Source organism: Nisaea sp. (genome assembly GCF_965216895.1).
In the GTDB taxonomy this organism is placed as follows: domain Bacteria; phylum Pseudomonadota; class Alphaproteobacteria; order Thalassobaculales; family Thalassobaculaceae; genus Nisaea.
Genome location: NZ_OZ244205.1, coordinates 4,304,129 through 4,317,462, shown reverse-complemented (window position 1 = coordinate 4,317,462; position 13,334 = coordinate 4,304,129). Strand labels below are relative to the sequence as shown.

Annotated in this window: 11 protein-coding genes; 5 read left to right on the top strand and 6 right to left on the bottom strand. The window is 66.1% G+C overall.

All coding sequences use genetic code 11. The features are described 5' to 3' along the window. Positions 1 to 58 precede the first annotated feature (58 nt). Together ACOOE1_RS20480 and ACOOE1_RS20475 are read left to right on the top strand one after the other, a co-directional pair. Positions 59 to 1,273: an NADP-dependent isocitrate dehydrogenase gene (locus ACOOE1_RS20480; protein WP_420404059.1), complete on the top strand. Its 1,215-nt coding sequence runs from the start codon at positions 59 to 61 to the stop codon at positions 1,271 to 1,273. Between the two features lie 88 nt (positions 1,274 to 1,361). Beyond that, entirely contained in the window at positions 1,362 to 1,712 is a 351-nt protein-coding gene (locus tag ACOOE1_RS20475; protein WP_420404058.1) for a DUF6614 family protein, read from the top strand. On the opposite strand, the gene ACOOE1_RS20470 is transcribed toward ACOOE1_RS20475, so the two are convergent. Further along, positions 1,709 to 4,033 (bottom strand): DUF3604 domain-containing protein, encoded by a 2,325-nt coding sequence (locus tag ACOOE1_RS20470; RefSeq protein ID WP_420404057.1) that lies wholly within the window; start codon positions 4,031 to 4,033, stop codon positions 1,709 to 1,711. The two genes, ACOOE1_RS20475 and ACOOE1_RS20470, sit on opposite strands and share 4 nt — an antisense overlap. 225 nt (positions 4,034 to 4,258) lie before the next feature. On the opposite strand from ACOOE1_RS20470, the gene ACOOE1_RS20465 reads away from it, so the two are divergent. Beyond that, positions 4,259 to 4,999, top strand: a complete 741-nt coding sequence (locus ACOOE1_RS20465; RefSeq protein WP_420404056.1) for a sulfite exporter TauE/SafE family protein — start codon at positions 4,259 to 4,261, stop codon at positions 4,997 to 4,999. Here ACOOE1_RS20465 and ACOOE1_RS20460 read toward each other — a convergent pair. Continuing rightward, a complete protein-coding gene (locus ACOOE1_RS20460; RefSeq protein ID WP_420404055.1) occupies positions 4,996 to 5,421 on the bottom strand; it encodes a VOC family protein in 426 nt (141 codons plus the stop codon). The two genes, ACOOE1_RS20465 and ACOOE1_RS20460, sit on opposite strands and share 4 nt — an antisense overlap. A 69-nt stretch (positions 5,422 to 5,490) precedes the next feature. Here ACOOE1_RS20460 and ACOOE1_RS20455 point away from each other — a divergent pair, with 69 nt between their 5' ends. Then, entirely contained in the window at positions 5,491 to 6,069 is a 579-nt protein-coding gene (locus tag ACOOE1_RS20455; protein WP_420404054.1) for a TetR/AcrR family transcriptional regulator, read from the top strand. Positions 6,070 to 6,193: 124 nt separating this feature from the next. Here ACOOE1_RS20455 and ACOOE1_RS20450 read toward each other — a convergent pair whose 3' ends face one another. The 4 genes from ACOOE1_RS20450 to ACOOE1_RS20435 form a co-directional block, all read right to left on the bottom strand. Further along, the gene (locus ACOOE1_RS20450; RefSeq protein ID WP_420404053.1) at positions 6,194 to 9,532 is read right to left on the bottom strand and encodes an error-prone DNA polymerase; all 3,339 of its coding nucleotides are present in this window, start codon (positions 9,530 to 9,532) and stop codon (positions 6,194 to 6,196) included. Between the two features lie 34 nt (positions 9,533 to 9,566). Next, complete coding sequence (locus ACOOE1_RS20445) at positions 9,567 to 11,183, bottom strand: DUF6504 family protein (protein WP_420404052.1); 1,617 nt, start codon at positions 11,181 to 11,183, stop codon at positions 9,567 to 9,569. 102 nt (positions 11,184 to 11,285) lie between these two features. After that, positions 11,286 to 11,768: a PilZ domain-containing protein gene (locus ACOOE1_RS20440; protein WP_420404051.1), complete on the bottom strand. Its 483-nt coding sequence runs from the start codon at positions 11,766 to 11,768 to the stop codon at positions 11,286 to 11,288. Positions 11,769 to 11,928: 160 nt separating this feature from the next. Continuing rightward, positions 11,929 to 12,744, bottom strand: a complete 816-nt coding sequence (locus ACOOE1_RS20435; protein ID WP_420404050.1) for an ImuA family protein — start codon at positions 12,742 to 12,744, stop codon at positions 11,929 to 11,931. A gap of 44 nt (positions 12,745 to 12,788) precedes the next feature. On the opposite strand from ACOOE1_RS20435, the gene ACOOE1_RS20430 reads away from it, so the two are divergent. Then, on the top strand, positions 12,789 to 13,232 hold the full coding sequence (locus tag ACOOE1_RS20430) for a PaaI family thioesterase (protein ID WP_420404049.1): 444 nt from the start codon (positions 12,789 to 12,791) through the stop codon (positions 13,230 to 13,232). Positions 13,233 to 13,334 lie beyond the last annotated feature (102 nt).

The following is a 13,334-nucleotide window of genomic DNA, read 5'->3' as shown; positions in this document are numbered from 1 at the left end:
CACCTGATATTTTGCCGCCCGCTGCACACAAGATTCCATCCACAAAGGAGCCAGGAAGATGGCCAAGATCAAGGTCAAGAATCCTATCGTCGAGCTCGACGGCGATGAGATGACGCGGATCATCTGGGAGATGATCAAGGAAAAGCTCATCCTCCCGTACCTCGATGTCGATCTCAAATATTACGACCTCGGCATGGAAAAGCGCGACGAGACGGATGACCAGATCACCATCGACTCCGCGAACGCGATCAAGGAATACGGCGTCGGCGTCAAGTGCGCGACCATCACGCCGGACGAAGCCCGGGTCGAGGAATTCGGCCTGAAGAAGATGTGGCGCTCGCCGAACGGCACGATCCGCAACATCCTCGGCGGCACCGTGTTCCGTCAGCCGATCATCTGCAACAACGTCCCGCGCCTGGTGCCGGGCTGGACCCAGCCGATCGTGATCGGCCGTCATGCCTTCGGCGACCAATACCGCGCCACCGACATGGTGGTGGATCGTCCGGGCAAGCTGACCATGACCTTCCAGCCGGCCGACGGCAGCCCCGCCACGACCCACGAAGTGTTCGACTTCCCGGGCGGCGGCGTCGCGATGTCCATGTACAACCTCGACGAGTCCATCCGCGGTTTCGCCCGGGCCTGCATGAACTACGGCCTCGATCTCGGCTGGCCGGTCTATCTCTCGACCAAGAACACCATCCTCAAGGCCTATGACGGCCGCTTCAAGGACCTGTTCCAGGAAGTCTTCGAGGAAGAGTTCGAGGCGAAATTCAAGGCCAAGGGCATCACCTACGAACACCGCCTGATCGATGACATGGTCGCGGCCGCGATGAAGTGGTCCGGCGGTTTCGTCTGGGCCTGCAAGAACTATGACGGCGACGTGCAGTCCGATACCGTGGCCCAGGGCTTTGGCTCGCTCGGTCTGATGACCTCCGTGCTGATGACGCCGGACGGGAAGACGGTCGAAGCGGAAGCCGCGCACGGCACCGTGACCCGTCACTACCGCCAGCACCAGCAGGGCAAGGAAACCTCGACCAACCCGATCGCCTCGATCTTCGCCTGGACCCGCGGCCTCTCCTACCGCGCCAAGTTCGACGAGACGCCGGAAGTCCTGAAGTTCGCCGAGACCCTGGAAAAGGTCTGCGTCAGCACCGTCGAGAATGGCGACATGACCAAGGATCTGGCGCTGCTGATCAGCCCGGACCAGCCCTGGCTCACCACCCAGCAGTTCCTGTCCAAGCTGGACGAGAACCTGCAAAAGGCGATGAGCTGAGCAGAGATCGGTCTCTGACTATCGAGCGGGCCGCCTTCGGGCGGCCCGTTTTCGTTTCGGCCACAGGAAGATCTGAGGAGGACGGAAAATGGATTTCTACCACATCTACTGCGACCTGAAGCCGGGGGTGCCGGACATGGACTTTGCCGAGTCCGTGCAGCGCTATTTCGCCCATCTGAAGGATCAGGGACTGATAGAAGGCTCCCGCATTACCCGGCGCAAGCTCGGGCTCGGCCCCGCCGACGGGACCGAGTTCCACATCTGGCTGGAGACGCGCGACCTCGCCCAGCTCGACGCGGCCTTCAACCACGTCTCGAGCCGGAGCGAGCCGGTCGAGAGCTTCCACCACGCAGTGAACTCGAAGGTCCAGAACGTGCGCTTCACGCTCTACCGCGATTTCCCGGACCCGCAGCGCAAGCGCGGCGAGGAAAGGTTCTAGCGGTAGACATAGATCGGGCTGGTCCAGGCCCGGGTGCCGTCCTCCTGCTCGACCCGGATGAAGATCGGGTTGTCGCCTTCAGACTTCACGTCGATCATCCGTCTGAAGCTGAATGAGGTATGCGGATTCTCGTCCGGCAGCCGGGTCAGTTTCAGGAAGCGCGGCAACTCCCCCGAAGCGTCGAAGACCGTGTCATCGAAACCGATCTCCGAAACCACCACTTCCCTCTTCACAAGCGGCGTCTCGATCGCGAGGCTGCCGGCATCCCGGTCCCTCAGCCGGATATCCGCCCCGCCGAAATTACCGGTGGTGAGCGTCTTCCAGGCAAGGCTGGTCTCGCTCAACCGTTCGAACGTCTTGTCGCGATTGAAGAAGTTCACCGGTGTCACACTCTCGACGGCATTGCCAGAGACCTTCGCCGTCCCGTCCCAGATCACCTCGCGGAAGCGGCCGCGATATTCCGCGCCCTCCCAGTGCAGGCGGAGGCGCGACCCGAGATCCGCCGCCGCGTAAGGCCGCACGGTCTCGACGAGGTCGAGGCCGTTGAAGATATCGACCCGGATGATCGGAGAATTGCTGTCGACCGCGACGGAAAGCTCCATGCCGCCCCTCGGCAGGTGGACGATATCTCCCATCAGCGCCTCATGGGTCAGCCGGGGTGTGCTGTCCATGATCAGAGGATCGTCATGATAGAGCGCGCCCTCTGCGTCGAACCGTGCCTGCAAGCGGATCACCATGCGCCCGCCATCGCCCCCGGTCGTGCCGTAATGGCGGCGCTTGCGCATGCAGTCGAGCAGTGCATCCCGGCTGAGTTCCGCCGTGCTGAAGCAGGTGAGTCCGCCGATCGCCCCGAATTTGCCCGCTCCAGGATAACTCGCGCCCGGTCGTCCCTTGTGGCCGTCGGAATTGCAGACCACGCCGACCCGGTAGCCGAGCCGGAAGGCGTCTTCAAGCAGCCACTCGAAGGTTCCCCAGGAGGAATGAACCTCGACCGATTTTTCGAACCGTCCGTCGTGGGCGACGGCAATGTCGGCATAGCGCCCGCCGCAATGGGCGTAGCAGACCACGTCGTGCTCGCCATGTTCGGCAAAGGCCTCGAACAGTTTTCCGGCTGTCGTGCAGTCGGTATGGGCGGTGCTGCGGTCCTCGATCAAGGCATGTGAGGAACGCCGGATCGTCCGTCCCTCGTTCGGGAAGAAGACATTGCGGTCGCCGCCGAGCGCGGTATTGCCGGACCATTCGTATCCCGGCATGGCGACGAAGCTGCCGGGCGCGTCGAACTCGGCGGTGATGCGGTTCAGTTCCGCCCAGAGCTCGTCACTGATCTGGAAATCGTTGCCCTGGTGCCCGCAGGCATCGACCCAGGCCTTGTCCCGCGCGAAGGCGAAATAGTCCCTTGCGCTGCCGGTGCCGATGGTCTCTTCCGACTGGCCGTGCAGATCGGCCCAGAAATGCACGAGATCAACCTCCTCCACGATCAGCGGATTGCTTCGGGCGACAACCCGGCCCTCCCCGTCCTTCACCGTGACGGAGACCCGTCCCGGCGCGGTCACGCGGAGATCGGAGACCGTCGTGGTAAAGTTTCCTTCGGTCATCTCCACCGTCTCAGGGAGCCCTTCAATGGCGCCCTCCGCGTCGAGATGGAATGTGCCGGAGCACTTGTCCGACGGATTGCCCCACCTGTCGTTGCCCTTGAGCTTGAGCTCGAATCGCTCGCCCGGCCGGCGCAGAGTCGGCAGGACGGCGGAAAATGTCTCCGGCGTACCCGGCACGATCGCGATCTCCGGCTGAACCGGCAGGGTCTGGAAATTGAAGGTCGCGATCGGGTCGACCAGCACGCGAAATTCGAAACTCCTCTCGCAAAAGGTCTGCAGGCGCATGCCCGGCCCGCCATGGTCCGTGACGCCGAAGCGGATCGTGATGGTGTCGCCCTCCTCGAGGAAGCCCTTCACCACCTTGATCCAGAGCGTGCGGTCCCAGGGCCGGACATTGGCCTTCGGGTCCCAGCGGACCTGCAGTACCGCGCCGTTCGAGGCCTCGACGGTGCAGTAGTTGGCTCCCTTCGGATCGTCGAACTGGGGATTGCCCTGGTCGGAGGCGAAGCGGAAACAGACGCGCAGGCTGCCGGAGTCGTCGATCCCGAAGGTCCCCGCCGTATAGACGAGGGTGAAAGAGGCGTAGGAGCCCGCTTCGAAGCAGCCAGCCGGCGAGAGCGCCGCATGGCCGAGGTCGCTGTCCGTGATCGGCGCGAGGATCACGCCGCTGTTCATGTCCTCCCAGGGTCGTTCTCCATGCCCTGCCTGCGGTGCCTGCTCATTCATCGAACGCCCCCCTTCCTGTCGGCCCGCGTGCGTCGCGAGCGCGGTTGTTTCCGATCCCAACTGGCAGCCTATCAGATGCAGGGTTCCGGCGAGCACACGTAACGCGACATTTTCCCGTTCCGCTCTACGACAAATCCGTAAGGTGGCCGCCGTCGCGAAACTGGCTTTGGTCGCGGGCCCGTCCTACAAGGGACATCCTGCCGTTCCGTTGGAGCCTTTCCCGCCTTGGAACATGAACTCGCCTATTACGGCATTGTCGCGCTCGGCGCCTTCGCCGGCGCCCTCGCGACCGGGCTTGCCGGGTTCGCCTTCGGGATCACCTCGCTTGGCATCTGGGCCCATGTGCTGAGCCCGGCGGAAGCAGCGCCGATGGTGATCATCTGCTCGCTGCTGATCGTGCTCGGCACCATCGGCGCGATCTGGCGGGCGATCGATTTCCGCTCGGTCTGGATCTTCCTTGTCGGCGGATTGATCGGGGTACCCGGCGGGGTGGCATTGCTGCCTTACGCCGATCCGGTCCCGTTCCGGATCTTCGTCGGCGCGACGCTGATCCTCTATTGCGCCGCTTTCATTGTCGCCGGGCGGATGCCCGCGATCACCGGAAAGTACCGGGCGATCGACGCGGCGGTCGGGTTCGGCGGCGGCGTGATGGGCGGGTTCTCAGGCCTCTCCGGCGTACTGCCGACAATCTGGTGCAGCCTGATGAAATGGCCGAAGGATCGCCAGCGCGGCACCTTCCAGCTCTTCAACGGAGCGATGCACAGCGCCAGCCTGACGCTCTACATCGCCCAGGACCGGTTGCCGGAGAACATTCTGCCCCTGCTCGGCGCGTCCGCCCCGGCGATGATCGTCGGCACCGGTATCGGCTTCGCGCTATACCGGCGGATCAACGACGCGCAGTTCAAGAGGGTCCTGCTCTGGATGCTCGGCGCGTCCGGGATCGGATTGCTGGTCCCGGCACTCTAGGACGGGACGGCATCCGGCGCGTACTGGGCAAGGAACTCCGGGCTCGGCGGGATCGGGGTGATCACATCGATCAGCACGCCGTTCGGATCGCGCGTGATGAAATGGCGCTGCCCGAACGGCTCGTCCCGAAGCGGCAGAAGAACTGGGAGACCGGCCGCCTCGACCCGCGCATATTCCGCATCTACATCCGCAACCTCGAAATTGAGGATCAGTCCGCCGGTGTGGCCACGGCCGCTCTCGGGGATCGTCTCGTGATCGCCCTGGAGGACGGCGATGTTGACACTCTCGTCTTCCCCGGACTGCAGGTGGACATACCAGTCGCTCTCGAACAGAGCCTTGAAGCGGAAATTCTCCCGGTAGAATTGCGTCGTTCCCGAAACGTCACCGGTCAGGATGACCGGATAGAACTGCGTGCATTTCATGTCTTTCGTGCTCCCGAGAAGATACATACAGTGTGTATGCAATCATCAATAAACATACAGGCTGCATGTATGCAAGAAAAATCAAACCCCAGATCCAACCGGGAGCGCACTGAGGAAACCCGTGCGGCCCTACTCGCTGCGGCGCGCGCTCTTTTCGTCGAGAAGGGGTATGCCGAGACCGGAACACCTGAAATCGTGAAGGCGGCAAAGGTCACGCGCGGCGCCCTGTACCACCATTACCGGGACAAGAAGGATCTGTTTCGGGCGGTCGTCGAACGGGAGGCGGCGCAGATCGGCGAAGATATCGAGAAACATGCGGCCGGGGCTGCGACTCCCCTCGAGGCATTGTCATCCGGATCCATGACCTATTTCAGTGCGATGGCCAAGCCGGGCCGCGCCCGTCTGCTGCTACTCGATGCCCCGGCCGTTCTCGGACCTGAAGAGATCAACCGCATCGACAGGGGAACGGGTGGCGGGTCGTTGCGGGACGGCCTTGTCGCGCTTCTCGGCCCGGCCCCGGAGATCGAGGCTCTGGCGGATATGCTGTCCGCCGCTTTCGATCACGCGGCGCTTGCGATTGCGCACGGTGCACGCCGCGTCGACTACGAGCGCGCGATGAACAGACTGTTCAAGGCGTTGGCCGGTTGAAACGCAGCGCCTTGGCGTACCGCACTTGCGTCCACCCGGAACCCGAAGCAAGCGGACGGAACCGGTCGAATGGGGGGCAAGGCCCCGCTCGCCCCCTTGCGAGAGGGTCCGGCAGGCTCCGGTCTCAATGGAAGTTCCGGCTGATCACGTGCAGCTCAGGCTTCATGTTGCGGGGATGGGTATGGAGCGGCTGGGCGGGCCTGATCTGCTCCGGGTTGGGTTTCGGCGCGGGCGGCAGTTTCATGCGTGGCGGTTTCTGGCGGTAATCCTCCTGCCCGCGCGCCACCTCGTCCGCATTGGCGATGGCCTTGCCGAAGCCGGCCTCGTCGACAGTGCCGTCGGTCAGCCATCCGAGACGGTACGTCAGATCCTCCAGCGTCTCGACCACGACATGCACCACCCGTCCCTCGCGCTGCACGAGACCGGTGACGCCGAGGAACTTGGCGCCGAGCACGATGCGGCGGAAGGTCTCGAACTTATCCGGCCAGACAATCAGGTTGGCGACCCCGCTCTCGTCCTCGAGCGTGATGAAGATAACGCCCTTCGCCGTGCCCGGCCTCTGCCGCACCAGCACGAGCCCACCGAGCCGCACCCGGCGCCCGTCGCGGGTACGCTCCAGCTCCTCGCAGCGGACGCGGCCGTCGCCGTCGAGGCTCGACCTCAGGAGCGCGACCGGATGGGCCTTCAGGGAGAGGTGCAGGGAGGCATAATCATCCACCACCTGCTCGCCGAGCGGCGCTTCCGGCAGCAGCATCGCCGCCTCACGCGGGGTGAAGGGTTTTTCCTCGCGGGCCTCGGCGGCGAGGAAGAGCGGCAGCCCCTCGCGGTCGCGCTCCGCCCGAACCCGGCCGGTGACCGCACGGGCAAGGCCGCGCACCGCCCAGAAGACCTCCCGCCGGGCGAGCCCCATGGAGGCGAAGGCATCGCCGCGCGCCAACACCTCCAGCACCGCGGGCGTGACCCCGGCGCGGCGCCAGAGTTCGGCCGGATCGCCATATCCTCTGCCCCGGCAGGCGACGATCAGCTCCGCCTCTTCTCTCCGCATGCCCTTGATCTGCCGCAACCCGAGGCGGAGCGCGAAGCCGCCCCTGCCGTCCGGTTCCAGATCGCAGTCCCAGCCGCTCCTGTTGACGTCCGGCGGCAGCACGGTCACGCCGTGCTCGCGCGCATCGCGGACGATCTGCGCCGGGGCGTAGAACCCCATCGGCTGCGAATTCAGCAGGGCGGCGGCGAAGATTGCCGGATAGCGCCGCTTGAACCAGCTCGAGACATAGACCAACAGGGCAAAGCTCGCGGCGTGGCTTTCCGGGAAACCGTAATTGCCAAAGCCCTCGATCTGCCGGAAGCAGCGCTCGGCGAAGTCCCGCTCGTAATTGCGGGCAACCATGCCCTCGATCATCTTGTCGCGGAACTGGCCGATCTGGCCGGTCTTCTTGAAGGTCGCCATGGCGCGGCGCAGCCGGTCCGCCTCCGACGGGGTGAAACCGGCGGCAACGATGGCGATCTTCATCGCCTGCTCCTGAAAGAGTGGCACGCCGAGGGTCTTGCCGAGCACGCCGCGCAGCTCGTCTGAGGGAAACTCGACCGGTTCGATACCGTCGCGGCGGCGGAGATAGGGGTGCACCATGTCGCCCTGGATCGGTCCCGGCCGGACGATCGCCACCTCGATGACGAGATCGTAGAAACAGCGCGGCCTGAGACGGGGCAGCATCGCCATCTGGGCCCGGCTCTCGACCTGGAAGACTCCGAGAGAGTCCCCCCGGCAGAGCATGTCGTAGACGCCCGGATCCTCCGGCGGGACGGTGGCGAGATCGTGGGAAAGCCCGTAATGCCGCTGCAGCAGGTCGAAGGCCTTCTTCACGCAGGTCAGCATGCCGAGCGCCAGCACGTCGACCTTCAGCATGCCGAGGGCATCGAGATCGTCCTTGTCCCACTCGATGACGGTACGGTCCTGCATTGCCGCGTTCTCGATCGGCACCAGTTCGTCGAGCCGGCCGCGGGTAATGACGAAGCCGCCGACATGCTGGGAGAGATGGCGGGGAAAGCCCATGAGCTGGCGGGTCAGGTTCATCGTCATGGCGAGGCGACGGTCCGACGGGTCGAGCCCGACCTCGCGGATCCGCTCGTCCGCCACCGCGTCTCCGTGCCGGCCCCAAACCTGGGAGGAGAGCAGACCGACCACGTCCTCCGAGAGCCCCATCGCCTTGCCGACATCGCGCAGCGCACTGCGCGAGCGGTAGCTGATCACGGTCGCCGCCAGCCCGGCCCGTGCGCGGCCGTACTTGCCGTAGATGTACTGGATCACCTCCTCGCGCCGCTCATGTTCGAAATCGACGTCGATATCCGGCGGCTCGCCCCGCTCCTCGCTGACGAAACGCTCGAACAGCAGATCGGCGCGCGAGGGATCGACGGCGGTGATGCCAAGGCAGTAGCAGACGGCGGAATTGGCCGCCGACCCCCGGCCCTGACAAAGGATATCCCGGCTGCGGGCATAGCGGACCATGTCGTAGACGGTGAGAAAGTAGGGGGCGTAATTCAGCCGCCCTATCAGAGCGAGCTCGTGGCGGAGCTGGGCGTCGACCTTCGGCGGAATGCCGTCCGGATAGCGCTCCGCCGCACCCTCGAAGGTGCGCACTTCAAGTTCCTCCTGTACGGGCAGGCCGTGGGGAGAAATCTCATCCGGGTATTCGTAGGCCAGTTCGTCGAGCGAGAAACTACAGCGCCCGGCAATCTCGAGCGTCCGGGCGACCGCCTCCGGCCGTTCGCGGAAGAGCCGCGCCATTTCCCCCGGCGGTTTCAGGTAGCGCTCGGCATTGGCGTCGAGCCGCCAGCCCGCCTCGTCCACGGTGCAATGCTCGCGGATACAGGTCAGCACGTCCTGAAGCGGCCGCCGCTCCGGCAGGTGGTAATGCACGTCGTTCGTCGCGACCAGCGGCAGGTCCGCAGTTGCGGCCAGCGCAGAGAGGCGTCGGAGGCGCTCCGCATCGTCACCGTGATAGAGCAGCGTGGCGGCGAGCGAGACCCGCTCCGGAAAACGCGCCGTCCAGAAACCGAGGTCGTCAGGACAGAAGCGGTCGGGGGCGCGCGGCGGGAGCAGGACGAGATCGTGCCCGTCAGCATGTTCGGCAACATCCGCGCGGTGGAGCAGGCACGCACCCTTCTCGGCCCGTCGCTTGCCGAGGCTGAGCAGGCGGGAAAGCCGTGCATAGGCGGGGCGGTCATGCGGAAAGGCGAGCAGTTCCTCTCCGTCCTCCAGCACCAGCCGGGCACCGACAAGAAGTCTTATATCATGGCTCTTCGCCGCGATATGGGCGCGGACCACGCCGGCGAGACTGTTGCGATCGGCGATAGCGATGGCGGCATGACCGAGCCGGGCCGCCATTTCCACCAGTTCCTCCGGATGCGAGGCGCCTCGCAGGAAGCTGAAATTGCTGGTGACCTGAAGCTCGGCATAGCCCTGCATGGCGCCACCGCGGGATCCGGTTCGGACCAGAAGGTCAGGAGAAGATCCCGTGCAGGAACCAGCCGGGTGCCTCGCCCCGTTCGGCAAGCCCGTCCCGATAGAGCCAGAACCGCCGTCCTTCCCCGTCCTCGACGCGGAAATAGTCCCGGGTCGACATCGATGCACCGCTGCTGCCGTCACGCCACCATTCCGGCGCCAGCCGTTCCGGCCCGGCGGCATGGGCGACACGGTAGTCGGCGCCGCGCCAGCGGAAACGCGCCGGCGGATGATCCGGCAGCAGAGCCGTCGCCTCGACCGGCTCCGGGCGCCGCATCAGGCGCACCGGACGGGCCGCCCGCTCCGGCGCCGGGGGACGGACATTGGTCCAGGTCAGGGCCTTGCGGCCCGGGCGGCCCGTACTTCTCTTCTCCGCCCGCTCGGGCAGATGACTCTCGACCGGTTGCAGACGGTGCACCGCGTCGGCACCGAGCCGGCCCGCGAGCCGGTCGCCGAGATCGCTGACCGCGTCCCGGTCCCGCATCTCGGTACCGCCAAGCGCCGCCTGCACGCCCTCCGCACGGTCGCCCTCGAGCATTTCCGCCAGCACCATGTCGATACCGAAGCCGGGGTCGAGCTTGTCGAAATGCTGCACCAGAAGGCGGAAGAGCATGTCCGCCTCGCGACAGGCCCGGCTGGTCCCGGCGCTGACCTGCAGCACCTCGCCGTCGACCCGGAAGAAACGCAGTCGGACCCGTCGGGCGCCGGCCTGTTCGCGCTCAAGGCGGCGGCAGAGCGCGCCGAGCGTGCGCCGTGCGGCGACCTCCAGATCCTCGCGCAGGGCAATCGGTTCGGCGAAGGCCATGCGCTCCTGGAACGGTTCCTCCGGCAGCCTCATCCCGAGGGCCGTCGACCGGTCCCCGAGCGCGCGGTCGAGCGCCTCGATCAGGCCGGTGCCGAAGCGGCTGGCAAGCGGTGCCCGTGGCTGATCGAGCAACTGCGCGATACGGCGCAGACCGACCCGGTCCAGTGCTTCGACCGTTGCGGGCGAGACCCCGAGCGCGGCCACCGGCAGCGCCTCGAGCGCCAGACGGAGCCTGCCTTCCGGCACCAGGGTCAGCAAGGGGGCGGAGAAGCGGGCGACGGCCCGGGCGGCGAGAGGGGTGTCCGCCACCGCGAGCCGGGCGCTGAAGCCGAGCCGATTCAGGGCTGCAAGGCAATCGCGCCCGAGCGCCTGCTCCTCCGTTGCGAGATCCGCCGCGCCCTGGCGGCGGAAGAGATGAGCGCAGCCTGTAATGTCGAGCGTGAGGCCAGCGCTGCCGCCGTCGCCCGCAAAGGGCGCCGCAGTGCTGTCCATCGCGACCATCGGGGTATAGCGCTGACACCAGGCGGCCAGCCGCTCCAACCGCTTACGGTCCGCTGCCGGATCCGCCCCGGTTGCCGCGAGATCCGGGATCATGGCCCGGGCATCGGCAAGCGGGCGACCGACCGCGACGCCCTGGAGCGCCGCCGCCTGGTTGACCGCCGCCACGGTCTCCGTGCCGACGAGGCGCCGGGTCAGGACCGCGGGCCGGACATCCACCGCCGCCGTCGCAGCAGGGCTCCCGGCCGTCTCCCGACGGCGCCATTCGAAGGCAAAGTCCGGAATGTAGAGATAGAGGAATCGCCGTGCCATGATCCGTCTCCCGCTATGAGCGAGAGCATAATGTTCTTGTTTTGTTCCCCATGTCAACACGACAATGAGACGGGCGGTCGGACTTCTGGAGAAAACGGGTGTTCAGGCGCCGCCGAGGCCGAACTGCCAGACCAGCCATAGCGCGGCGAGGAGACTCATTCCGACAACGCCCCAGAGGGCGAGCTTGCGTTGCAGTATACGGCGCTCGGCACCGCGCTGCTGGCGTTCGATCCGCTCGCGCCGCTCGGCCTCGATGGCGCTGAGGAAGCGCAGCAGGGTATCGATGGCCTCACCTTCGAGCGCATGGAACTGGGCCCCGAAACTGCCCCCCTCGTCCGGCCGGCGCACGATATCCGCGCCGAAAGGAAATTCGATCATCTCGCGCGTCCCGCGCCAGTAGATCGTCCCCTCCAGCGGCGAGGTCACCTGTCCGCCGTCGTCCGGCAAGCGGGCGAAAAAGCCGCCGATGGAAATATCGATGAGCGGAATTTTGCGCCCCTGCACGGTGGCATAGGCCCCGCTCACGGACCAGCGTCCGTGCCGCCGCCTCTCCTGCCCGATCGCTGCCTCGGCGACAGCATTCATCTACCGGCCTCCATCTGCCTCGGCGACAGTCTACACCATCGCCACCGAGAAAACTGCTGGCGGTGATCTTTTGCCACATCCCGGACAGGAACCGGCCGCACAGCATTTTTCGACACGGAATCAATAGTTACGGCAGATTACGCCAAATGTACATATGGGGTTACGCGGCGGCGCTCTGCGCCGCTGCAGGCCGCACTTCCGGCACCTCTTCCGGCGGCGAAGCACACTCTTCGAGATCCCGGAATCGGCCGTGCGCCGCCGTCCAGAGCAGCTGCCAGGCACCGGGCCGGCCACCGCGCAGACGTTCAAGCGAAACCGACCAGGACGGCAGCATACTCCCGCCCGAGGGCGCGGCGGCGATACGCCAGCGGCTGTCCGCCACCCCGGTCGTGACCGCATTTGCGAGCGGACGCAGCAGGATTCCGGTGACGCCGCTGGCCTCGGCGGCGAGCTGGAGGCGCCGTTCCGCCACCCGCCCGGCCTCTCCCGGACGGGCCGGGCCGAGTTCCGCGACGACGGCGACGAGCCCACCACAGCGCAGCCCCTCCTCCATCGCCCAGAGCCGCTCGGCCTCGTCCCGCGCGCGGACAAACAGCACCCGCTCCGGATCGAGGCCAAGCGCCTTCAGGCCCCAGCCGCAGGGCGCGCCGCCGAACATGTTCGCATCCCGCGCGCACCACAGAATCTGCCCGCCCCGACGGGCTGCCGGAGCGGAGAGCAGACGGACCAGCATCGCGGCGGCAAAGCCGAAGACGCTGCCGTCGCGCAACTCGCTGCGGGCCTCGCCGACCAGTTCGTGTATCCGGCCCATCGCAAGGCCGCCGTCCAGGTGATCGTCCAGCGCCCCATGCCCGAGCGGAAAACGCACGCTCTGTCCGGCCTCCGCGCCGCCGCGCTCAATGGCCCGGACCCGCGCACGCAGAGATGCCAAATCGGCCCGTTGCCCCGTTCCGTCGCTGTGCTTAGGATCGCCCATCCGACCACCTAATGTTCTTGATTTGTTCTAGGATATCCCTGCCCATGAGTCAATCGGCCGACACACCCGCCTCCGACACGCCGCCCTCGCTGGAGACCATGTACGGTTTCAACGCCGATATCGGTTTCCGCCTCACAGAATGGACCGACGGCTACGCCAAGATGGAGCTAGATCTCACCGAGAAGCACCTGAACCGCAGCGGCATCCTGCATGGCGGCGTGCTGGCGACGATGATCGATGCGGTCGGCGGCTATTGCGGCGTCTGGGTGCCGGAAGGCGCCGACAAGAAACGCGCCCTCACCCTCTCGCTCACCACCAGCTATCTCGGCCAGGCGAAGGACGGCACCATCGTCGCCTACGGCAAGCGCCGCGGCGGCGGCAAGTCGGTCTTCTTCGCCACCTGCGAGGTCTACAATCCGGAGGGTGTGCTGATCGCGATGGGCGAAGGCACCTACAAGATCCGCCAAAGCAGGGGAGCAAGCGGCTGAACAGCCTCCCGACATTCGTCATTCTCGCGAAAGCGGGAACCCGGGATCCAGGTCCCGGCTCTACGCTCTCCAGATCTCCGCTTGCCCGGGGATGACGGCAGG

Coding starts and splice junctions, on each gene's coding strand:
- ACOOE1_RS20480 (WP_420404059.1), top strand. CDS start 59: ATGGCCAAGATCAAGGTCAAGAATCCTATCGTCGAGCTCGACGGCGAT.
- ACOOE1_RS20475 (WP_420404058.1), top strand. CDS start 1,362: ATGGATTTCTACCACATCTACTGCGACCTGAAGCCGGGGGTGCCGGAC.
- ACOOE1_RS20470 (WP_420404057.1), bottom strand. CDS start 4,033: ATGAATGAGCAGGCACCGCAGGCAGGGCATGGAGAACGACCCTGGGAG.
- ACOOE1_RS20460 (WP_420404055.1), bottom strand. CDS start 5,421: ATGAAATGCACGCAGTTCTATCCGGTCATCCTGACCGGTGACGTTTCG.
- ACOOE1_RS20455 (WP_420404054.1), top strand. CDS start 5,491: ATGCAAGAAAAATCAAACCCCAGATCCAACCGGGAGCGCACTGAGGAA.
- ACOOE1_RS20450 (WP_420404053.1), bottom strand. CDS start 9,532: ATGCAGGGCTATGCCGAGCTTCAGGTCACCAGCAATTTCAGCTTCCTG.
- ACOOE1_RS20445 (WP_420404052.1), bottom strand. CDS start 11,183: ATGGCACGGCGATTCCTCTATCTCTACATTCCGGACTTTGCCTTCGAA.
- ACOOE1_RS20440 (WP_420404051.1), bottom strand. CDS start 11,768: ATGAATGCTGTCGCCGAGGCAGCGATCGGGCAGGAGAGGCGGCGGCAC.
- ACOOE1_RS20435 (WP_420404050.1), bottom strand. CDS start 12,744: ATGGGCGATCCTAAGCACAGCGACGGAACGGGGCAACGGGCCGATTTG.
- ACOOE1_RS20430 (WP_420404049.1), top strand. CDS start 12,789: ATGAGTCAATCGGCCGACACACCCGCCTCCGACACGCCGCCCTCGCTG.